The organism is Pseudomonas nitroreducens (genome assembly GCF_024170165.1).
GTDB classification, from domain to species: Bacteria; Pseudomonadota; Gammaproteobacteria; order Pseudomonadales; family Pseudomonadaceae; genus Pseudomonas; species Pseudomonas nitroreducens_C.
The window spans coordinates 357,893-378,103 of sequence record NZ_JALJXP010000004.1; the positions used below are offsets into that span (position 1 = coordinate 357,893).

General features: G+C 67.5%; 16 protein-coding genes and 1 riboswitch. Of the genes, 8 read left to right on the top strand and 8 right to left on the bottom strand.

Features of this window, described 5'->3' with window-relative positions; translation table 11 throughout:
* Positions 1–72 precede the first annotated feature (72 nt).
* A riboswitch (TPP riboswitch) is annotated at positions 73–180 on the bottom strand.
* Between the two features lie 172 nt (positions 181–352).
* Positions 353–1,807, top strand: coding sequence for a TolC family outer membrane protein (locus tag J2T47_RS11005; RefSeq protein WP_253445941.1), 1,455 nt, complete (start codon positions 353–355; stop codon positions 1,805–1,807).
* Positions 1,808–2,461: 654 nt separating this feature from the next.
* On the opposite strand, the gene J2T47_RS11010 is transcribed toward J2T47_RS11005, so the two are convergent.
* Positions 2,462–3,256: a class II aldolase/adducin family protein gene (locus J2T47_RS11010; protein WP_253445944.1), complete on the bottom strand. Its 795-nt coding sequence runs from the start codon at positions 3,254–3,256 to the stop codon at positions 2,462–2,464.
* A gap of 65 nt (positions 3,257–3,321) precedes the next feature.
* Entirely contained in the window at positions 3,322–4,395 is a 1,074-nt protein-coding gene (locus J2T47_RS11015; RefSeq protein WP_253445947.1) for an ABC transporter substrate-binding protein, read from the bottom strand.
* Between the two features lie 334 nt (positions 4,396–4,729).
* Between J2T47_RS11015 and J2T47_RS29330 the strand changes: the two genes are divergently transcribed.
* From J2T47_RS29330 to J2T47_RS11030, 3 genes are all read left to right on the top strand, one after another.
* Positions 4,730–5,080, top strand: a complete 351-nt coding sequence (locus J2T47_RS29330) for an AraC family ligand binding domain-containing protein (RefSeq protein ID WP_253445950.1) — start codon at positions 4,730–4,732, stop codon at positions 5,078–5,080.
* A gap of 83 nt (positions 5,081–5,163) precedes the next feature.
* Positions 5,164–7,113, top strand: a complete 1,950-nt coding sequence (locus J2T47_RS11025; protein ID WP_253445953.1) for an FAD-dependent oxidoreductase — start codon at positions 5,164–5,166, stop codon at positions 7,111–7,113.
* A gap of 232 nt (positions 7,114–7,345) precedes the next feature.
* Positions 7,346–7,939: a helix-turn-helix domain-containing protein gene (locus tag J2T47_RS11030; RefSeq protein WP_253445956.1), complete on the top strand. Its 594-nt coding sequence runs from the start codon at positions 7,346–7,348 to the stop codon at positions 7,937–7,939.
* A 247-nt stretch (positions 7,940–8,186) separates the two neighbouring features.
* Here J2T47_RS11030 and waaA read toward each other — a convergent pair whose 3' ends face one another.
* Both waaA and J2T47_RS11040 read right to left on the bottom strand, forming a co-directional pair.
* Positions 8,187–9,458 carry a lipid IV(A) 3-deoxy-D-manno-octulosonic acid transferase gene (gene waaA / locus J2T47_RS11035; RefSeq protein WP_253445959.1) on the bottom strand — a complete coding sequence of 424 codons (1,272 nt, stop codon included), beginning with the start codon at positions 9,456–9,458 and terminating at the stop codon, positions 8,187–8,189.
* 163 nt (positions 9,459–9,621) lie between these two features.
* The gene (locus J2T47_RS11040; protein ID WP_081515494.1) at positions 9,622–10,506 is read right to left on the bottom strand and encodes a LysR family transcriptional regulator; all 885 of its coding nucleotides are present in this window, start codon (positions 10,504–10,506) and stop codon (positions 9,622–9,624) included.
* Positions 10,507–10,641: 135 nt separating this feature from the next.
* On the opposite strand from J2T47_RS11040, the gene J2T47_RS11045 reads away from it, so the two are divergent.
* The 4 genes from J2T47_RS11045 (at position 10,642) to J2T47_RS11060 (ending at position 14,381) form a co-directional block, all read left to right on the top strand.
* Entirely contained in the window at positions 10,642–10,974 is a 333-nt protein-coding gene (locus J2T47_RS11045; protein ID WP_081515493.1) for a DMT family transporter, read from the top strand.
* A gap of 185 nt (positions 10,975–11,159) precedes the next feature.
* On the top strand, positions 11,160–12,335 hold the full coding sequence (locus tag J2T47_RS11050; protein ID WP_253445962.1) for an NAD(P)/FAD-dependent oxidoreductase: 1,176 nt from the start codon (positions 11,160–11,162) through the stop codon (positions 12,333–12,335).
* Positions 12,332–13,135: an aldo/keto reductase gene (locus tag J2T47_RS11055; RefSeq protein WP_253445965.1), complete on the top strand. Its 804-nt coding sequence runs from the start codon at positions 12,332–12,334 to the stop codon at positions 13,133–13,135. Before J2T47_RS11050 ends, J2T47_RS11055 begins: the two co-directional genes overlap by 4 nt.
* Before the next feature lie 334 nt (positions 13,136–13,469).
* Positions 13,470–14,381 (top strand): metal ABC transporter ATPase, encoded by a 912-nt coding sequence (locus J2T47_RS11060; protein ID WP_253445968.1) that lies wholly within the window; start codon positions 13,470–13,472, stop codon positions 14,379–14,381.
* Positions 14,382–14,497: 116 nt separating this feature from the next.
* Here J2T47_RS11060 and J2T47_RS11065 read toward each other — a convergent pair whose 3' ends face one another.
* From J2T47_RS11065 to J2T47_RS11080, 4 genes are all read right to left on the bottom strand, one after another.
* Positions 14,498–15,715 carry an acyl-CoA dehydrogenase family protein gene (locus J2T47_RS11065; RefSeq protein WP_253445971.1) on the bottom strand — a complete coding sequence of 406 codons (1,218 nt, stop codon included), beginning with the start codon at positions 15,713–15,715 and terminating at the stop codon, positions 14,498–14,500.
* Between the two features lie 10 nt (positions 15,716–15,725).
* Positions 15,726–17,009, bottom strand: coding sequence for an acyl-CoA dehydrogenase family protein (locus tag J2T47_RS11070; protein WP_253445975.1), 1,284 nt, complete (start codon positions 17,007–17,009; stop codon positions 15,726–15,728).
* A gap of 198 nt (positions 17,010–17,207) precedes the next feature.
* Positions 17,208–18,632, bottom strand: coding sequence for a bifunctional D-glycero-beta-D-manno-heptose-7-phosphate kinase/D-glycero-beta-D-manno-heptose 1-phosphate adenylyltransferase HldE (hldE, locus tag J2T47_RS11075; RefSeq protein ID WP_253445978.1), 1,425 nt, complete (start codon positions 18,630–18,632; stop codon positions 17,208–17,210).
* An 87-nt stretch (positions 18,633–18,719) separates the two neighbouring features.
* A complete protein-coding gene (locus J2T47_RS11080) occupies positions 18,720–20,132 on the bottom strand; it encodes a PIG-L deacetylase family protein (protein ID WP_253445981.1) in 1,413 nt (470 codons plus the stop codon).
* Positions 20,133–20,211 lie beyond the last annotated feature (79 nt).

Below are 20,211 nucleotides of genomic sequence, written 5' to 3' on the forward strand. Positions count from 1 at the left end.
CGAGAGGAGCTGCTTGCTGCAGCGAAGGGACGCATCCCGGGAAGGGCTGGGGCCGGGGCGGAATGCGCCGCGGGATGCGTACTTCTTGTTCCCTACGCGGGTGCTAACCCGATCAGGTTCAACGGGATCCGGAACTATCCGATCTCAGCCCCTCGCAATGGGGCACCCCGACAAGAACGCCCGCAGTCTAATCAAGTGCGCGTGGATAAGCCAACGCCGCCTGGCCGAAAACGCGCATTTGCCTACACACGGCTACACTCCTGCCTCGGAAGGCTCGTACGAACGTGCCTTGACCGCCATCGGCCGCGACCGTAGCCTTGCCCCACCTCGCATCACTTTCCAGGACGAACGAATGCTGCGCAGACTCTCTCTGGCTGTCGCTGTAGCCGCAACGACAGGCTTTGCCTGGGCTGCACAGCCCGCTCCGGCCGCTCCCTCGCTGCCCACCAAGACGGACCTGATCAACGTTTACAAGGATGCCGTCGACAACAACGCCGACCTCGCCGCCGCCCAGGCCGATTACCTGGCGCGCAAGGAAGCCGTGCCCCAGGCGCGCTCCGGCCTGCTGCCGCAGATCAACGCCGGCGCCAGCACGGGCAACACCCGCACCGCACTGGATACGCCCAGTGCCACGCTGAACCGCAATAGCCAGCTGGTGCAGGCGAGCCTGAGCCAGCCGCTGTTCCGCGCGGACCGCTGGTTCCAGCTCAAGGCCGCGGAAAACACCACCGAACAGGCCCAGCTGGAATTCTCCGCGACGCAGCAGCAGTTGATCCTGCAGACTGCCCAGACCTACTTCGGCGTGCTCCGCGCCCAGGACAACCTGGCCGCCAGCAAGGCCGAGGAAGCGGCATTCAAGCGCCAGCTCGACCAGTCCAACGAACGCTTCGACGTCGGCCTTTCCGACAAGACCGACGTGCTCGAGTCCCAGGCCAGCTACGACACCTCGCGGGCCAACCGCCTGGTGGCCGAGCAGCAGGTGGATGACGCCTTCCAGGCCCTGGTGACCCTGACCAACCGCGAGTACAGCTCCATCGAGGGTATCCTCCACTCGCTGCCGGTAGTGGCCCCGATGCCCAACGACGCCAAGGCCTGGGTGGACACCTCGGTCCAGCAGAACCTGCGCCTGCAGGCCAGCAACTACGCGGTCGACGCCGCCGAAGAGACTCTGCGCCAGCGCAAGGCCGGCCACCTGCCGACCCTCGACGCCGTGGCTCAGTACCAGAAGGGCGACAACGACGCCCTGGGCTTCACCAACACCGGCGCGCCGGGCGACCCGCACTATGGCAAGTACGTCGACCAGACCAGCATCGGCCTGCAACTCAACGTGCCGATCTACAGCGGCGGCCTCACCAGTTCCCAGGTGCGCGAGGCCTACCAGCGCCTGAACCAGAGCGAACAGCTGCGCGAAAGCCAGCGCCGCCAGGTGGTCCAGGACGCCCGCAACCAGCACCGCGCGGTGAATACCGACGTGGAGCAGGTGAAGGCGCGGCGCCAGGCGATCATCTCCAACCAGAGCTCGCTGGAAGCCACCGAGATCGGTTACCAGGTCGGTACCCGCAACATCGTCGACGTACTGGATGCCCAGCGTTCTCTGTACAACTCGGTGCGCGACTACAACAACACCCGCTACGACTACATCCTCGACAACCTGAGCCTCAAGCAGACCGCCGGCACCCTCGCGCCGAGCGACCTGGAGGCCCTGGGCACCTACCTGAAGCCGGACTACAACCCGGACAAGGACTTCCTCCCGCCGGACCTGGCCAAGGCCGCCGAGGCGCAGCTCAAGGCCGGCGCGAAGTACTGAGCCAGCCCCACGAAAAAGCCCCGCGATGCGGGGCTTTTTCTTTGGTGCCGATTACAGACGGCACATCGCTCTGACCTCTGCCCTGCGCTAGTTCTGGCTCTTCAGAGACTTCCAGCGAAACACCCGCACACTCCGAACGGCCCCTTTCAGGAGGCCTCGTTGAAGCGGAGTTTCAGGGGTTGAGCGACATGGATGTCGCGAGAGCCACGATGGGCCAGGGATGGCCCTTCGCGGCGTGCCCCTGAAACTTCGTTTCAACGAGGGAATTTTTCGCCTAGGCGAAAAACCGGATGGAGGGGCAAGACCTTTGCCTACTTTGGGTCTTTCCAAAGTGGGTCGCCCGAGGGGGCGAAACAGAAAGTCCGGGCGCGCATCGAAGCGACGCTGAACGCCCGACAGGAAGGCAAGGTAGCACCCCGACCTCAAACCATCGGCGTACAACCGCATACGGTTGTACGCCCTACGCTTCCTACCAGCCTAGAAGTTCGCGCTCCGCCGAGGCCTGCGGATTACGCCGCGCGGGATTTCGCGGACAAGGTCCGCTCCTACGCAAGGCACGGCGACGGAACCGGCCTGTAGGAGCGCGCCCTGCGCGCGATCGCGGACATGGCCCGCTCCTACAGGGAGCGTCGGAGCGCGGGCCGAAAGCGCCCGTCAGTCCCGATACCCCGGCGACACCCGGTCGAGCATGCGCAGCAGCGCCGACCAGGCCAGGTCGTAACCATCCGGATCGCTCAACTCCCCTTCCGCCAGCGGCCGCGCCGGGGCGTTGAACTGTTGCTCGGTGTGACGGCACACCTCCTCCGGTGGAATCACCAGTTCGCCGCCCGCCTGGGCTGCCAGCTGGATGTCGCAGGCCTTCTCCAGGTAGTACATGCGCAGGAACGCCTGCTGCACCGTCTGCCCCACGGTCAGCAGGCCATGGTTGCGCAGCATCAGGCCGTAGTGGTCGCCCAGGTCGCGCACCAGGCGCTCCTGCTCGTCCATCGACAGGGCGATGCCTTCATAGTCGTGGTAGCCGAGGCGTCCGTAGAACTCCAGGGAGATCTGGTTCAGCGGCAGCAATCCACAGGCCTGCGCCGCCACCGCGCAACCGGCGCGAGTGTGGGTGTGCAGCACGCACTGCGCGTCCTCCCGGGCGCCATGGATGGCGCTGTGGATGACGAAGCCGGCCGGGTTGACCTTGTATGGCGACGGCTCCACCGCATGGCCGGACAGGTCGATCTTCACCAGGCTCGACGCGGTGATCTCGTCGAACATCAGGCCGTAGGGGTTGATCAGGAAATGGTGTTCGGGACCGGGGATGCGCACCGAGATGTGGGTGAAGATCAGGTCGGTCATGCGGTAGTGCGCGATCAGGCGGTAACAGGCCGCCAGCTCCTCGCGCAGTTTCCATTCTTCGGGCGAACAGGTGGCGCGGCTCGGGGCCGGCGCCTGCAGCGACGTCATGGTGCTCTCCTCCTCAAGGCAAAAGGCGCCGGGGCATCTGCCCCGGCGCCACGGTCACATCCCGGTCATTGTGCAGCCCAGGCGTTGAAGCGCTCTTCCAGCTCCTCGCCGTGGTCAACCCAGAACTCGTCATCCATCGCCAGGCCCACGGGCAGGTTCTGCTTCGAGGTCGGCACCCAGCCAGCGAGGTCGGCTGGCAGGCGTTCGGCGGCCTGCGTGTTGGTCGGACCATACGCAATGTGCTTCACGTAGTCGACCTGCGCATCGGCGCCATTGGCGAAGGCGATGAAGCGCTTCGCCGCATCGACGTGCGTGGAGCCCTTGATGATCGCCCAGTAGTCCATGCCGTACAGGCTGCCCGGCCAGACCAGCTGCAGGTTGCGCCCGGCCTTGAAGGCATCGGCGATGCGTCCGGTGTAGGTGGTGGTCATCACCACGTCACCCGCGGCCAGCCACTGCGGCGGTTGCGCGCCGGCCTCCCACCACTGCACGTAGGGCTTGATCTGGTCGAGCTTGGCGAAGGCGCGGTCGACCCCGGCCTTGGTGCCCAGCTCCTTGTAGACGTCCGCGGGCTTCACGCCGTCGGCCATCAGGGCGAACTCCAGGTTGTAGATCGCGCGCTTGCGCAGGCCGCGCTTGCCGGGGAATTTCTTCACGTCCCAGAAATCCGCCCAGGACTGCGGCGCCGGCTTGAGCTTGTCGGCGTCGTAGGCGATGGCCACGCCCCAGACCAGCGCGGCCGAGCCGCAGTCCTTGGCGGCGTTGGGGATCAGCTGGTCCTTGTTGCCGATCTGCTGCCAGTCCAGCGGCACGAACAGGCCTTCGTCGCAGCCACGGGCCAGATCCGGCCCCTCGATCTGCACCACGTCCCAGTCGGCATGGCCGGTGTCGGCCATTACCTTGATGCGGGCCATTTCGCCGTTGTATTCGGTCTGGGTCACCCCGACCCCGGACTGCTTGCTGAAAGGCTGGAAGAAGGCCGCATCCTGGGCCTTCTGGCCGGTGCCGCCGTAGCCGACCACCACCATGTTCTCGGCAGCCTGGGCGGCAGCGCAGCTCAGCCCGAGGGCGAGCAGCAGCGGCGAGACGGCGGTCTTCAGGAAGGAGCGCTTGTGGCAGGTGTTGCGGTGGAAAGTCATCGAGCATACCCCCAGTCGTAGTTGGCCATGGGCGCAGCCGGGATGGCCACGCACACGCTGGACGGGCGCGCCGAAACAACGTTGCAAGGAAGGCAGGGCAGAGCGAAATCGATTGCCAGCGGGTGGACCCGCCAGGCGAGGGGGGACCGTACGGGACGGTTCATGCGCCTCTCCTCTTGTAGTTGTTGTGGAGCACGTCGCGGTTGCCCCGGAGTACTCCGGGTGCGCTATCGAAACTACCCAGTCACTTTTAAAAAAACAAGTTGATTTTTTACTAGCGGTAAATTTCCATAGGAAGAACTTAAACAACATTTTCCAGCCAGGAGAAGCCGCCGTGTCCCAGGTCCGTCACTTCCAGCAATCCGCCCTGCAGTTCCAGCCCTACGCTGGCCAAGACCCCGAGCGCGCCGCCATCTGCCGGCTGATCGGCCCGGCGGACAGCGAGACCATGGGCGCCGGCCTGGCCCGTTTCGACGGCGTATCCATCGAATGGACCGTGCTCTACGACGAGCTGATCGTGGTGCTGGAAGGCAACTTCCGCCTGCGCCTGGCCGATCAGGTGATCGACGCCAGGCCGGGCGACGTGATCTGGGTCCCCGAACGCACCCCGCTGGCCTACGAAGGCGAGAAAGCCTGCGTGTTCTATGCGCTCTACCCGGTGGACTGGCAGGCGCGCAACGCCTGAGACCACTCGCCGGCTGCCCGACACGGCCGGCGCGTCGACACCGCACTACCCGCTGCACCACAACAAGAATCCGGAGTTGCCCGATGAGCCAGTTTCCCCACCTGTTCAGCCCGCTGCGCATCCGCGGCAAGGCGCTGAAGAACCGCATCATGTCCACCGGGCACGACACCTCGATGCCCACCGACAACCTGGTCAACGACCAGCTGGTGGCCTACCACACCGCCCGCGCCAAGGGCGGCGTCGGCCTGATCGTGCTGCAGGTCGCGGGCGTCCACGACAGCGCCCGCTACACCTCCCACGTGCTGATGGCCACCGATGACGAATGCATCCCCGGTTACCGGCGCATCGCCGAGGCGTGCCACGCCGAAGGCACCGTGGTGCTGTCCCAGGTATTCCACCCCGGCCGGGAGATCATGGAATCCAGCGACGGCCTGCTGGCTGTCGCCTACGCGCCGTCCGCCTCGCCCAACGAACGCTTCCGGGTGATGCCCCGCGAGCTGAGCCAGGCAATGATCGACGAGATCGTCCAGGGCTACGCCGACGCTGCACGGCGCCTGCATGCCGCCGGCATCGATGGTGTGGAAGTGGTCGCCAGCCACGGTTACCTGCCGGCGCAGTTCCTCAACCCACGGGTGAACCGCCGCAGCGACGGCTACAACGGCGACCTCGACGCGCGCCTGCGCTTCACCCGCGAAGTGATCGCCGCCGTGCGCGCCGCCACCGACGAAAACTTCATCATCGGCCTGCGCATCTCCGCCGATGAGCGCGACCCGGAAGGCCTCACCGAAGACGAATCGCTGCAGGGCGTCAAAGGCCTGCAGAACTCGCTGGACTACGTGCACATCGTCGCCGGCACCTCGGCATCGCTGGGCGGCGCCATCCACATCGTCCCGCCGATGGCCGTCGAAGCGGCCTACCTGGCCAACGAGGCCGGCACCTTCAAGCGCAACCTGGAGATTCCGCTGTTCGTCACCGGGCGCATCAACCAGCCGCAGGAAGCCGAGCTGATCCTCGCCCGCGGCCAGGCCGACGTGTGCGGCATGACCCGCGCGCTGATCTGCGACCCGCAGATGCCGGGCAAGACCGAAAGCGGCCGCGTCGAGGACGTGCGCGCCTGCATCGCCTGCAACCAGGCGTGCATCGGCCACTTCCACCGCGGCTACCCGATCTCCTGTATCCAGCACCCGGAAACCGGCCGCGAGCTGATCTACGCCGAACGCAAGATGGCCACCCAGCGCAAGCGCGTGCTGGTGGTTGGCGGCGGGCCGGCGGGCATGAAGGCGGCTGCCGTCGCAGCGCAGCGCGGCCACGAAGTCACCCTTTGCGAAGCCAGCGCCCAGCTGGGTGGGCAGGTCAACCTCGCCCAGCTGCTGCCGCGCCGCGCGGAGTTCGGCGGCGCCTCCACCAACCTGCAACGCGAGATGCAGCTGGCCGGCGTCGAAGTGCGGCGCAACACCCGCGTCGACCGAGCGCTGGTCGAGCAGGAACGCCCCGACGTAGTGATAGTCGCCACCGGCGCCAAACCCTATCGCCCGCCCTACGAAGAAGCCGGCGAACTGCAGGTGGTGGACGCCTGGCAGGTGCTGCGCGGCGAAGTGAAGCTGGGTCGCTCGGTGCTGGTCACCGACTGGCGCGCCGACTGGATAGCCCCCGGCATCGCCGAGCGCCTGGTACGCGACGGCCACCAGGTCCACCTGGCGGTGAACGGCACCCACGCCGGCGAGAGCCTGCCGCTTTACGTACGCGACCACATGGCCGGCGAGCTGCACCGCCTGGGCATCACCATCACCCCTTACGCCCGCCTGTACGGCGTCGACGACAGCACCGTCTACCTGCAGCACACCGCCAGCGGCGAGCCGATGCTGGTGGAAAACATCGACACCCTGGTGCTCTGCCAGGGCCACCAGCCGGTGGACGAGCTGGCCGACGAAATCGCCGACCTCGCCGAGGTGCGCCGCATCGGCGACTGCCTGGCGCCGCGTACAGCCGAAGAAGCAATCTACGAAGGGCTCAAGGCCGGTTGGGCAATCTGACGTGCGGTTGTACGACGCCGCTCGAATTTTCCCGTCTTGCGCCTGAGTAGGATGGCGTGGAGCGCAGCGATACCCATCAATGCCCGAGCAGCGGCAGCATGGGTATCGCTGCGCTCCACCCATCCTACGACGAGCAGAGCCTGGGATGCCCCAGGGTTCCCAATGAAGAAACAAAGGACCCGGCGCATTGTTTAGAATGCCTCACGACGCCAATCGCCAGGACCCTCGCCGCATGAGCCGCAAAGCCCCGCAGGAAGCCCCCGCCAACGCCGAAGCGCAGTTCCTCGGCACCCGCATCCGCGGCCTGCGCAAGCGGCGCGGCATGACCCTGGCGGAGCTGGCCGAGCAGAGCGGGCTGACCGCCGGCTACATCAGCCAGCTGGAACGCAACCTGGCCTACCCGTCGATCCCGGCACTGTTCAACATCGCCCGCAGCCTGGGCGTGACCATCCAGTGGTTCTTCGCCAGCGAAGTGCAGGTCGACCCGGCCGACGCCGGCTACGTGGTGCGGCGCAACGCCCGCACCAGCGTGCATTACGAAGACGGCATCGTCGACGAACTGCTCAGCCCGCAGCCGAGCCGCCAACTGGAAATCCTCCACTCGAAGTTTCCGCCCGGCACCTACAGCCAGCAGAGCTACAGCCATGACGGCGAGGAAGCCGGCTACCTGCTCAGCGGCACCTTCGAGCTCTGGGTGGGCGAGCGGCATTTCCTGCTCACCGAAGGCGACAGCTTCAGCTACTCCAGCCAGGAGCCGCACCGCTACGGGAATCCCGGCGAGGTGGACGCGGTGGTGCTCTGGGTGATTACGCCGCCGACGTTCTGAGGGGCTTCCGCTCTTGTAGGACCGAGGGGGACGCCCAGTCCTTGCTCGCGAACCTGCCAGCGCCAAGCACCGCACAACGTCCCCTCTCCCCAGCCCACTCCCTGAAGGGAGAGGGAGCCGTTCGGCGTTGTAGGAGGACGCCGAGTCAGCCGACTGGCTCAGAATTGTCATGTCGCGCCGAATCAGTCCCCTCTCCCTTCAGGGAGAGGGTTAGGGAGAGGGTAAATCCCCCAGCTCCGAAGCCCGATCAGCCCTTGATCAACCGCCCCAGCCCGTCGAGCAACCGCTCCAGCGCGCCCTGATTGGCCTTCATCACGCCCAATCCTGCCTCGGCCATCCGCGCAGCCGCAGCCGGCTCGTCCCAAAGGGCCGCCACGGCCACCGCCAGCGAAGGCGCATCGGCCACTTCGCGCAGTGCACCAACCTCGCGCAGTTGCGCGGCGATCTCCAGGAAATTGAAGTCGTGTGGACCGGACAGCACCGGCTTGCCCAGCGCCGCCGGCTCCAGCAGGTTGTGCCCGCCGTTGGGCACCAGGCTGCCGCCGACGAAGGCAACATCTGCCAGCGCATAGAGGAACAGCAACTCGCCCATGGTGTCGCCCAGCAGCACCTGGGTATCTGCCGTCACTCGTTCGCCAGTCGAACGCCGCTGGGTGCGGAAGCCTTCGCGGCTGCACAGCTCGAACATCGGGTTGAAGCGTTCCGGGTGGCGGGGCACCAGGATCAGCAGCGCCTCCGGGTGCTTCTCCAGCAACTGGCGATGGGCGGCCAGGACGATCTCGTCTTCGCCGGCATGGGTGCTCGCGGCGATCCAGACCGGCCGCTGCTGCGCCTGCCATTGGCCGCGAAGGTCATCGGCGCGCCGCAGCAGTTCGGGATCGATGGTCAGGTCGAACTTGATCGAACCGGTCACGCTCACGCAGTCCGGGCGCGCGCCGAGCTGGCGGAAGCGCTCGGCTTCGGCCGCGGTCTGCACGGCGATCCAGCTCATCGCTTCGAGCATCGGCCGGGTCAGCCCGGCGAAGCGCGCATAGCCTCGCGCCGAGCGTTCGGACAGTCGCGCATTGGCCAGCGCCACCGGAATGCCGCGCTTGGCGCACTGGTGGATATGGTTCGGCCACAGCTCGGTTTCCATGATCACGCCCAGCACCGGCCGCGCGCGGTCGAGGAAGCGCGCCGCAGCCCAGGGCAGGTCGTAGGGCAGGTAGCAGTGTTGCACCTGGTCGCCGAACAGCGCGCGGATGCGCTCGGAGCCGGTGGGCGTCATGCAGGTGACGGTGATCGGCAGGCCGGGATGGCGCTGCATCAGCGCGCGGATCATCGGCGCGGCGGCGATGCTCTCGCCCACCGAAACCGCATGCACCCAGATACCACCGGGTTTGAGCGCCGGCAGGCCGAGGGCGAAGCGTTCGCCGACGCGCTGGGCGTAGGCGGGCGCCTTGCGTGAACGCAGGAACAGGCGCAGCGCGACCAGCGGCAGGCCGAGGTGGAACAGCAGGGTATAGAGAGTCCGGTTCATGGCGGCGGAGAGTAGCAAATTAGCGGGCGGAATCCTGCAGGAGTCGCAGGGACCTGTAGGAGCGAGCTTGCTCGCGAACATTTCTACCCGCCGCTCCGGAGCGGAATGGTTCGCGAGCAAGCTCGCTCCTACGAAGAGCAAATCAGCGCGGGATCAGGCGATGTCACACCGGCGAGGCGAGGTGCTCGGCAAAGCACTCGCCCAACCACTGCGCCGCCGGCCCCAACGGCTCGTCGCGGCGCCAGACCAGCTCCACCACCAGCGGCGGCGGCGTCCAGTCGCTGGCCAGTTCCACCAGCAACGGCTGGTAGGCCGGGTACTGCGCCACATGGGTCGGCAGCCAGGCCCAACCGAGGTCGCGCATCAGCAGTTCGGCCATGGCGTAGAAGCTGTCGGCGCGCCAGACCAGCGGGCTGATCTGCTCGCCGCCGGGGTAGTGGCTGTCCTGCGGGGCCATCAGCAACTGGCGATGCCGCGCCAGCTCGCGGCGGTCGGCGTAATCCAGCCTGGCCAGTTCATGCCCGGCGCCGCACACCGTAACCATCTCGATGGTGCCCAGTCGCTGCCGCTCCAGCTGCTCGGGCATGCCTTCGTGGTGGAACAGCAGGCCAAGGTCGGCGCGGCGCTCCAGCAGCTTGCGCGCCACGTCGCCCTGGGCGCCGCTGGCCAGTTGCACCTCCAGGGTTGGGAATTCCTGCGCCAGCGCCTGCAGGCCGGAGAGCACCGGCTGGTAGGGCATGGCCTCGTCCTGCGCGAGGCGCAGCAAGGGTTCGGTACCGCGCACCAGCGCCAGTGCCCGGCTCTCCAGGCGCTCGCACTGGCGCAGCACCTCGCGGGCCTCGTCCAGCAGCGCCCTGCCCTCGCCGGTCAGCACCGGCTGGCGGCCGCTGCTGCGCTCGAACAGTGTCACGCCCAGGTCGCTCTCCAGCAGCGCGATGGAGGAACTCACCGCCGACTGCACGCGCTGCAGTTGCCGCGCCGCCGCCGAGAAGGACGACTGATCGGCGACGCTGACGAACAGTCGCAGCTGGTCCAGGTTCCACTGCATGGCCACCACCTATCTCCAGTTCAGATAGGTAATGACTTTATCCCATCATCCAGGAGACTAGAATGCCCGGCAGATTCGAACGTCAGCTGCGTGTCGCTCATACCGAGCGGCGTGTCGTTCCGGGGAGCACCCACCATGCCCGGTTATCTCTACCTCGCCATCGCCATCGTCGCCGAAGTCATCGCCACTGCCTCGCTGAAATCAGTGAAGGGCTTTTCCACGCCCCTGCCGCTGGTGCTGGTGATCGTCGGCTACGCCATTTCCTTCTGGATGCTCACCCTGGTGGTACGCAGCATTCCGGTCGGCATCGCCTACGCCATCTGGGCGGGCCTGGGCATCGTGCTGGTCAGCATCGCGGCGCTGGTGCTCTACCAGCAGAAGCTCGATACCGCCGCCCTGTTCGGCATGGGCCTGATCGTCAGTGGGGTCGTGGTGATCCAGTTGTTCTCCGGCAACGCCGGCCATTGAGGCCCTTGAAGAGCCCCTCTCCCCAGCCCTCTCCCTGAAGGGAGAGGGAGCCTACCGCGCCCCCTGCCACATTCAACTGCGACTCTATCGCCTCAGTCGGCTCCCGCTTGCAGCTTGTAGCCTGCCGCTTGCCGCCGCTCTCAAGCGTTATACTGCGCCCTTCGTTTTTCCCTCGAGGCGCTTTCATGTCCGAATCCCTGAGCACCGACATCCTCATCGTCGGCGGCGGCATCGCCGGTCTCTGGCTCAATGCCCGCCTGCGGCGCGCCGGCTTTTCCACCGTGCTGGTGGAGAACACCGCGCTGGGCGGCGTGCAGAGCATGCGCTCGCAGGGGATCATCCATGGCGGCACCAAGTACGCGCTGCATGGCGCGCTGACCGGCGCCTCGGAAGCCATCGCCGACATGCCGGCGCTGTGGCGCGACTGCCTGGCCGGCACCGGCGAAGTGGACCTGCGTGGCGTGCGCCTGCTCTCCGACGCCCATTACCTGTGGTCACCCGGCGGCCTGGCGGGCAACCTCACCAGCTTCTTCGCCAGCAAGGCGGTGCGCAGCCGGGTCGCCCAGGTGAAGGGCGCCGACCTGCCGCCAGCCCTGCAGGACAAAGCTTTCAAGGGCAAAGCCTACCGCCTCACCGAGCTTGTACTGGATGTACCCAGCCTGGTCGCCCGCCTGGCCGAACTGGCCGGCGACAGCCTGCTGGCCGGCGAACGTTTCGAAGCCCTGCGCGAAGGCGACAAGCTGGTCGGCCTGCGCGTCGATGGCCGCGACATCCGTGCCCAGCGCGTGGTGCTCAGCGCCGGAGCCGGCAACGAGGCCCTGCTGCGCGAACTGGGCCTGGAGCGCCCGGAGATGCAGCGTCGCCCGCTGCACATGGTGCTGCTCACCGCGCCGACCCTGAAACCGCTGTACGCCCACTGCCTGGGCGGCGGACCGAAGCCCCGCGTCACCGTCACCACCCACCCGCTGAGCAACGGCGACTGGGTCTGGTACCTGGGCGGCGACATCGCCGAAGCCGGCGGCGTGGCGCGCAACGAGGCCGAGCAGATCGCCGAGGCGCAGCGCGAGCTGCACAAGCTGGTGCCGTGGATCGATCTCTCCGCCGCCCGCTGGGCGACCCTGCGCGTGGACCGCGCCGAACCCTCGCAGAACAACCTGCTGCGCCCGGACAGCGCCTTCCTCGCCGAGGACGGCGCGCTGCTGGTCGGCTGGCCGACCAAGCTGGCCCTGGCGCCGAACTTCGCCGACCGCGTGCTGGAGTCCCTGCAGAAGAGCGGCATCCGCCCGCAGGCAAACGCTGACCTGCCGGTCCTGCCGCGTCCGGCCATGGCCCGCCCAGTGTGGGAGGAACTGTTCGGATGAAGACCCTGCATCATCTGCACCGTCCGCTGGGCAGCACCGGCCTGAACGTCTCGCCGCTGGGCCTGGGCACCGTGAAGCTCGGCCGCGACCAGGGCGTGAAGTACCCCGCAGGCTTCCGCATCCCCGATGACCGCGAGGCCGCCGACCTGATCGCGCTGGCCCGCGAGCTGGGTATCAACCTGATCGACACCGCGCCGGCCTATGGCCGCAGCGAGGAGCGCCTCGGCCCGCTGCTGCGTGGCCAGCGCGATGCCTGGGTGATCGTCAGCAAGACCGGCGAGGAATTCGTTGGCGGCCAGTCGCAGTTCGACTTCAGCGCCGCCCACACACGCCGCTCGGTGGAACGCAGCCTGCAGCGCCTGGAAACCGACTACATCGACCTGGTGCTGGTGCATTCCGACGGCAACGACCTGGACATCCTGCGCGGCACCGAGGTCTACGCGACCCTGGAGCGCCTGAAGGACGAAGGGCTGATCCGCGGTTTCGGTTTCTCCGGCAAGACCGCCGACGGCGGCTTGCTGGCCCTGGAGCGCGGCGACTGCGCGATGGTCACCTACAACCTCAACGAGCAGGCAGAAAAGCCGGTGATCGACCATGCCCGGGCCCATGGCCGCGGCATTCTGATCAAGAAGGCCCTGGCCAGCGGCCATGCCACCCTCGCCCCCGGCGTCGACCCGGTACGTGCCAGTTTCGAGCTGGTGCTGGGCCATCCCGGCGTCGCCAGCGCCATCGTCGGCACCATCAATCCACTGCATCTTGCGCACAATGTAAACATCGCCGCCGAGGTCCTCGACCGCTGATCGGCGGTCATGTGACTTACGCATTCCTGTGCCATGCTCCAACTCCCCCGAGGAAAACCCTGGGGCACAGAAACTGTCGCCAGCCGGCGATTCCCACGCAAAAGCCTCGGAATCGCCAAGCCTTTCAGGGAAAAATCCGGAAATCCTTTCGATTTTCGATGACACCAGGAGCGGTGTCAGGCTGTCTAGGTTGTAGCGACCCCGTAATTGAACGATCGGCCGGACCGTCCCTCCAGACGGTCAGCGTTCGCGTCGGCGTCGCTTGCCACGGTAAGGACGCGCCAGCGCAACCCGGCGCCCTGTACGACCAGGCCCTGCAAGAAAGGAAGACCCTATGCCCCGTACGCTCGCCCGCAAGGACCCGACCGCCTTCAAGACCCTGCCGCTGCTGGTGGAAGCCAGCCCGGAAGGTCTCATTTACCAGACCCTCGGCAAGCCCCTGAACTTCGCCCAGGTCCTGGAAAAGCGCCGCCCCATCGAGATCAAAGAGACCGAACGCTTCGTCACCGAACTGGCCAACCTTGGCGTTTCGGTGCGTCTGACCCTGAACTACCAGGGCCGCGACCACTGGATCCTGGTGCGCCAGCGCCGAGAAGACCGTGGCGACACGGTGCTCAAGCTGATTTCCGGCTACGTGCCGGCCCACGAGCTGAACCTGCCGCTGCTCACCGCGATCCAGGAAGTGGCCGAGGAATGCCTGGTGGAAACCGCCCACGGCTGGCTCGGCGGGCGCTTCGGCGACACCTGGCTGCCGACGCCCTACGAGGGCATCCTGCGCTACCGCGAGACCAGCCACTTCTCCCTCACCCCGCTGTCCGGTGCCTCGCGCCCGGTGCAGGCTGGCGCGCTGCGCCTGCTTGAGCGCCCGCAGGCCTACGTGCACCTGCCGACAGCCTCGCTGCAGCTGGTGTATGACCTGCGCCTGGAGCTGCCCAGGGATGCCCGCGAGGTCAGCCTGTTCCATGTCGACGAGAAACTCGAAAGCGGCCCGCTGGTGGCGCGGCTGGACCGCCGTCGTCCGGACATCTACCTGCTGCCGCTGGAGCACGGCGAGCCGACCGGCGAGCTGTTCACCCTGAGCAAGGGCGAGCTGTGCAAGGCCAGCACTCGCGGACTCTGGCTGTCCGAAAGCTTCGCCGAGCAGGATGGCTGGCTCGTGCGCGAGGAACGTATCCGCTTCCGCGAGTGGATGGAGCAGTGGCCGCCCGCCGCCGGCAATGCCGGCAGCGGGCGGCGCACGGCCTGAGGCCACCAACGTAAACCGGCCAGCCTGATGGTTGGCTGGGAAAAAGCGCCGCACCTTGAAGTTCTGCGCGGGGTTCTGCCCTCTCCCCGGACAACGCAAATCGCAGGGTGCTCTCGTCACTTGAGCTGACTGGAACTCTTGCCCAGCAGCCGCCGCGCCACGATCAGCAACTGGATCTGCTGGGTGCCTTCGAAGATGTCGAGGATCTTCGAATCCCGCGCCCACTTCTCCAGCAGTTCCTCTTCCCCATAACCCAGTGCGCCGGCCAGCTCGACGCATTTCAGCGTCACCTCGTTGGCCACTCGCCCGGCCTTGGCCTTGGCGATGGAAGCCTCCCTGGAGTTGGGCAGACGGTTGTCCGCCATCCAGGCGGCCTTGAGCGTCAGCAGGCGTGCAGCCTCCCATTCGGCCTCCAGGCGATACAGCGTCGCTTCGGCATGGCTGGCACTGAGCAACGGCTGGCGATAGTCGAAGCGGCAGCCGGCCTTCTTCAACAACTCGCGGGTACGGTCCAGCGATGCCTTGGCCACGCCGATGGCCATGGCGGCCACCAGTGGGCGGGTGTTGTCGAAGGTTTCCATCACCCCGGCAAAGCCTTTCTGCACGTCGATCTCAGCATTGCCCAGCAGGTTGGCGGCCGGCACGCGGCAGTCGCTGAAGCTGATGGACGCGGTGTCCGAGGCCTTGATCCCGAGCTTCTTCTCCAGGCGGGTGACGGTCATGCCCGGTGTGCCCTTCTCCACCACGAAGGACTTGATCGCCGCGCGGCCGAGGCTCTTGTCCAGGGTCGCCCAGACCACCACCGCATCGGCGCGGGCGCCTGAGGTGACGAAGATCTTCTCGCCATTGAGCAGGTAGTGATCGCCATCGCGGGTGGCCGTGGTGCGGATCGCCGCCGAGTCCGAGCCGCAGCCCGGCTCGGTAATGGCCATGGCCGCCCAGGTGCCGGAGAAGCGCTTGAGCTGCTCCTCATTGGCCACCGCAGCGATGGCGGCGTTGCCCAGGCCCTGGCGCGGCATGGCCAGCAGCAGGCCGGTGTCGCCCCAGCACATTTCCATCACGCCCAGGCAGGCGGAGAGGTTGCCGCCGTTCTTTACGCCCTGCTCTGCACCCTTCTCTGCACCAGCCTTGCGCTTGCTGGCGGAGGTGGCGCCGACGGCGTCCGGCGAGCCGGCATTCATGCCGTCCAGCAGCGCGGCCAGCAGGTCCAGCTCCTTGGGGTAGGCGTGCTCGGCCTTGTCGTACTTGCGTGAAATCGGGCGCAGGTAGTTCTCCGCCACCTGGCGGGCCTGGTTCTGCAAGGTGCGGAATTTCTTCGGCGTCTCGAGGTACATGCAAAGCTCCTTACAGGTGCAGGCCGCCAGCCATCAGGCTGACGGCGCGCAGGTCGCGGTACCAGCGCTCGGCCGGGTGTTCCTGGGTGAAACCGTGGCCACCGAGCAGTTGCACCGCGTCGGTGCCGATCTTCATCGCCTTCTCGGCGCAGAGCAGCTTCGCCAGGTAAGCCTCGCGGTGGAATGCCTGGCCACGCTCGGCCAGCGCGCAGGCGCGCCACACCATCAGGCGCATGGCGTCCAGCTCGACGGCGATGTCCGCAACCATGAAGGCCACGCCCTGACGATGGCTGATCGGCTCGCCGAAGGCCTCGCGCTCGTTGCAGTAGGTGATCACGTAGTCCAGCGCGGCCTGCCCGGTGCCCACGGCCAGGGCGCACCAGGCCAGCGCGGTGTGATCGAGGAAGGCCTGGTAGTCGAAGCGCTCCGCCGCCAGGCGCTGTCCGGCCGGGACCTTCACGCCCTTCAGGCGCACCCGTGCGGTGCCGGTAGCCTTCAGGCCCATGGCCGGCTCGGCGCGCACTTCGACGCCCTTGGCGCGGGTGTCGATGAGGAACAGCGCCGGGCCATCGCCGGCATCTGCCGCGACGATCAGCTTCTGCGCATCCACGCCGCGCACGACCAAGCACTTCTCCCCGGTCAGTGTGTAGCTGGAACCACGCTTGCGCGCCTTGGTCGACAGGCGCAGCGGGTCGGCCAGCAACTGCGGCTCGTTCACCGCGATGGCGATCAGCGGCGCTGCCTCTTCACCGACGAACGCCGGCAGCCAGCGCCCCTGTTGTTCAGCCGAGGCCCAGCGACGAATGCAGTTGGCTGCCGACAGCGGCACCAGCAGAGCCGCAGCCAGGCTCAGGTCGCCACGGGCAAGGGATTCGGCAATCAGCGCGTTGGTCACCACCGTGCGCTCGCCGGCCATGCCGCCATGCACTTCGCTGACGCCGTAGTGGGTCAGGCCCAGCTCCTGCGCCTGGGCCAGCAGCTCCAGGCTCAGGTTGGCCCTGGCGTCGGCTTCGTGGGCGGCCGGGCGCAGCACCTCGGCGGCGAAGCCTTCGAGCATCTCCGCGAGCATCTGCTGCTCGTCGGACAGGGACAGGTCGAAGAGCCCGTCCGGGTCGGCCTTGCGCGGGGTCTTGGGCTGCTTGGCGGCGCGCTCGCTGGCCAGCCGGAAGCCGGTGCGGCTGCCGCTGTAGAGCAGTCTTTCGAAGGGTTTGCGCAGCTTGAGTCGGTCCGGCCAGTCGGCCTGGGCGACACGGTTCAGCACGGCCAGGGCGCGGCCCTGCACGTCGGTGGTCATGGCATCTCGCTCCGCGGAGGGTGGATGCCCCGATCATGCGCTGCAAATTGCCGCAGGGACCATGACCGCTTTGCCGTCGGTGACTGGCAGAGCGGTCAAAGAAAAACCGGCCTGACGGCCGGTTGGTGCACACCTGCAGGAGCGGGCCATGCCCGCGAACGCCGGCAAGGCCGGCGCTCCACGCAATCGTGAGCGAGATCAGCCCTGGTGGCGAATCTTCTCGACAATGGCGGTGGTGGAGCTGTTTTCCACCAGGCCCAGCACGCGGACTTCTCCGCCATAAGCCTTGACGATATCGGCACCGACCACCTGTTCGACGCCGTAGTCGCCGCCCTTCACCAGCACGTCCGGGCGGACTTCGCTGAGCAGACGTTCAGGGGTGTCCTCGGCGAAGCTGACGACCCAGTCCACGGCACCGAGGCCGGCCAGCACGGCCATGCGCCGGTCGACGCTGTTGATCGGGCGACCGGGGCCTTTCAGGCGGGTCACCGAGGCGTCGTCGTTGGTGGCGACGATCAGGCGGTCGCCCTGGGCGCGGGCCTGCTCCAGGTAGGTCACGTGGCCGGCGTGGAGGATGTCGAAGCAGCCGTTGGTGAAGACGATCTTCTCGCCATGGGCGCGCGCATCCTCGATGGCCAGCAGCAGTTGTTCCAGGCTCAGCACGCCACGCTCGGAGCCTTGCTCGCGCTGCACGGCGCGACGCAGTTCCGGGGCGCTGATGGCGGCGGTACCGAGCTTGCCGACGACGATGCCGGCCGCGAGGTTGGCCAGGGCCACGGCCTGCGGCAGGTCCTCACCAGCGGCGATGGCGCCGGCCAGGGTGGAAATCACCGTGTCGCCGGCGCCGGTGACGTCGAACACCTCGCGGGCGCGGGCCGGCAGGTGCAGGGCGCTGTGGCCGGGGCGCAGCAGGGTCATGCCGTGCTCGCCACGGGTGACCAGCAGCGCGCCGAGCTCCAGCTCGGTCATCAGTTGCTGGCCCTTGGCGACCAGGTCGGCCTCGTCCGTGCAGCGACCGACGATGGCTTCGAATTCGGAGAGGTTCGGGGTGATCAGGCTGGCGCCGCGGTAGATGGCGAAGTCCTTGCCCTTGGGATCAGCCAGCACCGGGATGCCGCGTTTGCGGGCAGCCTGGATCAGCTGCTGGTGGTTCTTCAGCGCGCCCTTGCCGTAGTCGGAGAGCACCAGCACGCGGACCTGGCTCAGCAGCGCCTCGACGTCGGTGGACAGGGCCACGGCGTCGGTGCGGAAGGCTTCCTCGAAATCCACGCGCAGCAGTTGCTGGTGGCGGCTCATGACCCGCAGCTTGACGATGGTCGGCTGGCCGGCGATGCGCTGGAAGCGGGTGGTCACACCCACTGCCTGCAGGCTGTCGCTCAGGCTGTCGGCGGCTTCATCGATACCGGTTACACCAACCAGGAAGGCCGGTGCGCCAAGGGCGGCGAGGTTCAGCGCAACGTTGGCGGCGCCACCGGGGCGGTCCTCATGCTGCTCGACCCGGACCACGGGCACCGGCGCCTCGGGCGAGATGCGCGAGGTCGCGCCGTGCCAGTAGCGGTCGAGCATCACGTCGCCTACCACCAGCACGGGGGCCTGATCGAATCGGGGCATGGTCAATTTCATGGGAACTCCGCAGGTCGAAATCGCCGCGGATAATACCATAGCCGCCCGGTGCGACTTGCGCCGAGCACCGGGCGGTCACGGCAATCTCTACGGGGCTTTGCGCACCCAGAAGAGCTCGTGGCGACGCACCGCCTTGCGGAAGAACTCATCGTCGCCGGTGAGCGGCCACCGACGCCCGGCGAGCGCGCGCTGGATCAACCGGCGCAGGCGCTTCTTGCCGCTGAGCGGAGTCTGCAGGTCGTGCTGCAGGGCCAGGGCCTGGGCCTTGTCGATACGGGTCGCGGCGTCCAGCACCGGGCTCCACAGCGGGTCCGCCGGCAATGCCTCGATACAAGGTGGCAGGGCAATGCCACCGTCGGCCGGGCCCATGGGCCAGCGGTCGTTGTCGGCCAGGTGGTTGGCGTAGAGCAGCAGGGTCTGCGGTTTCCAGCTGCTGCGCTCGATGGCCTCCAGCGTCGCGCGGGTGGCCTGGACGTGGTCGGCGTGAGGGTCCAGCTCCGGGTGCGCGGTGAGGATCACCTCCGGGCGGATGCGTTCGATCAGCGCGGTGAGGTCGGCCACCAGGTTGAGCCAGGTCGGCGCGCCGTCGCTGTCGCCCGGCAACGCGAACGGATTGAAGCCGCGCACGCTGCGGATGTCGATCTCGCCGGACTCCTTCGAGCCGAACGCCTGGCTCGGCTCGGCAGCCATGGCCGGCAGTTGCAGGCAGTAGTAGCCCAGCTGTACGCAGCGCTCGGCCGGCACGCCGCCCCAGAGCGGCGCGGCGATGCTGTCCCAGGTGCGCAGGCGGCCCTTGAGCCGGGCGGCTTCGGCCTTGCCCAGACCAAGGCGCTCATAGTGCTCGGCCTCGATCTCGCCCTGGGTCAGGGTGACGATCCAGGCTTCCGGGCAGCGGCTGTATTGGCCGAAGGCGGCCAGTTCGGCGTCGTCGGCGTGGGGCGCGATGATCAGCAGGCGCTGCTGGGCGTAGTCCTGATTGTGGAAGGCGTGCAGCACGCCCTGCTGCGCCAGCCGGCAGTGGCGGCTGCGGATGCGCAACTGGCCGGAGCGCAGCGCTTCGCCCTGGCCGGAGAGGTTGATGTAGCGTTTGCCGCTGACGCCGCGCTCGAAGTCCTGGCGGTCCGGCTCGGCCCCCTCGATCAGCACCTGCGGGTCAAGCCAGCGGCCGAGCAGCGAGGCCTTGACCTCGATCTCCAGCACCAGCGTCTCCTCGTTCTCCGGCAGCGCGCCGGTGGCAACGTGCAGGCCGTGCGGGCCGAGGGACACCGGCAGGGCGATGGAGCCTGCGGGGAAGTCGTAGCGGTAGTCGTCGCGCGGCGAATAGAACAGGTGATCGGCGAACCACGCTTCATGGGCGACCCAGCCGAGCAGCACGGCCAGCGGCACGCTCCACCAGGGCGCGAAGATACCCAGCAGGATCAGCGCCAGCAGGGCGACGAGCAGGACCGCGCGCTTCTTGCGGCGGTGCTGTTTGAGCAGGTGCTGTTTACGCCCGGACATGGTGGTTCTCCTTCAAGGCCAATCGCGGACGGAGTCCGCTCCTACGCACCCGTGAAGCCGCCGTGCGATCCCATGGAAA

What these genes read in the sequence shown, in the direction of transcription:
- J2T47_RS11005 (WP_253445941.1), top strand. Translation starts at nt 353, where the DNA reads ATGCTGCGCAGACTCTCTCTGGCTGTCGCTGTAGCCGCAACGACAGGC.
- J2T47_RS11010 (WP_253445944.1), bottom strand. Translation starts at nt 3,256, where the DNA reads ATGACGTCGCTGCAGGCGCCGGCCCCGAGCCGCGCCACCTGTTCGCCC.
- J2T47_RS11015 (WP_253445947.1), bottom strand. Translation starts at nt 4,395, where the DNA reads ATGACTTTCCACCGCAACACCTGCCACAAGCGCTCCTTCCTGAAGACC.
- J2T47_RS11025 (WP_253445953.1), top strand. Translation starts at nt 5,164, where the DNA reads ATGAGCCAGTTTCCCCACCTGTTCAGCCCGCTGCGCATCCGCGGCAAG.
- J2T47_RS11030 (WP_253445956.1), top strand. Translation starts at nt 7,346, where the DNA reads ATGAGCCGCAAAGCCCCGCAGGAAGCCCCCGCCAACGCCGAAGCGCAG.
- waaA (WP_253445959.1), bottom strand. Translation starts at nt 9,458, where the DNA reads ATGAACCGGACTCTCTATACCCTGCTGTTCCACCTCGGCCTGCCGCTG.
- J2T47_RS11040 (WP_081515494.1), bottom strand. Translation starts at nt 10,506, where the DNA reads ATGCAGTGGAACCTGGACCAGCTGCGACTGTTCGTCAGCGTCGCCGAT.
- J2T47_RS11045 (WP_081515493.1), top strand. Translation starts at nt 10,642, where the DNA reads ATGCCCGGTTATCTCTACCTCGCCATCGCCATCGTCGCCGAAGTCATC.
- J2T47_RS11050 (WP_253445962.1), top strand. Translation starts at nt 11,160, where the DNA reads ATGTCCGAATCCCTGAGCACCGACATCCTCATCGTCGGCGGCGGCATC.
- J2T47_RS11055 (WP_253445965.1), top strand. Translation starts at nt 12,332, where the DNA reads ATGAAGACCCTGCATCATCTGCACCGTCCGCTGGGCAGCACCGGCCTG.
- J2T47_RS11060 (WP_253445968.1), top strand. Translation starts at nt 13,470, where the DNA reads ATGCCCCGTACGCTCGCCCGCAAGGACCCGACCGCCTTCAAGACCCTG.
- J2T47_RS11065 (WP_253445971.1), bottom strand. Translation starts at nt 15,715, where the DNA reads ATGTACCTCGAGACGCCGAAGAAATTCCGCACCTTGCAGAACCAGGCC.
- J2T47_RS11070 (WP_253445975.1), bottom strand. Translation starts at nt 17,009, where the DNA reads ATGACCACCGACGTGCAGGGCCGCGCCCTGGCCGTGCTGAACCGTGTC.
- hldE (WP_253445978.1), bottom strand. Translation starts at nt 18,632, where the DNA reads ATGAAATTGACCATGCCCCGATTCGATCAGGCCCCCGTGCTGGTGGTA.
- J2T47_RS11080 (WP_253445981.1), bottom strand. Translation starts at nt 20,132, where the DNA reads ATGTCCGGGCGTAAACAGCACCTGCTCAAACAGCACCGCCGCAAGAAG.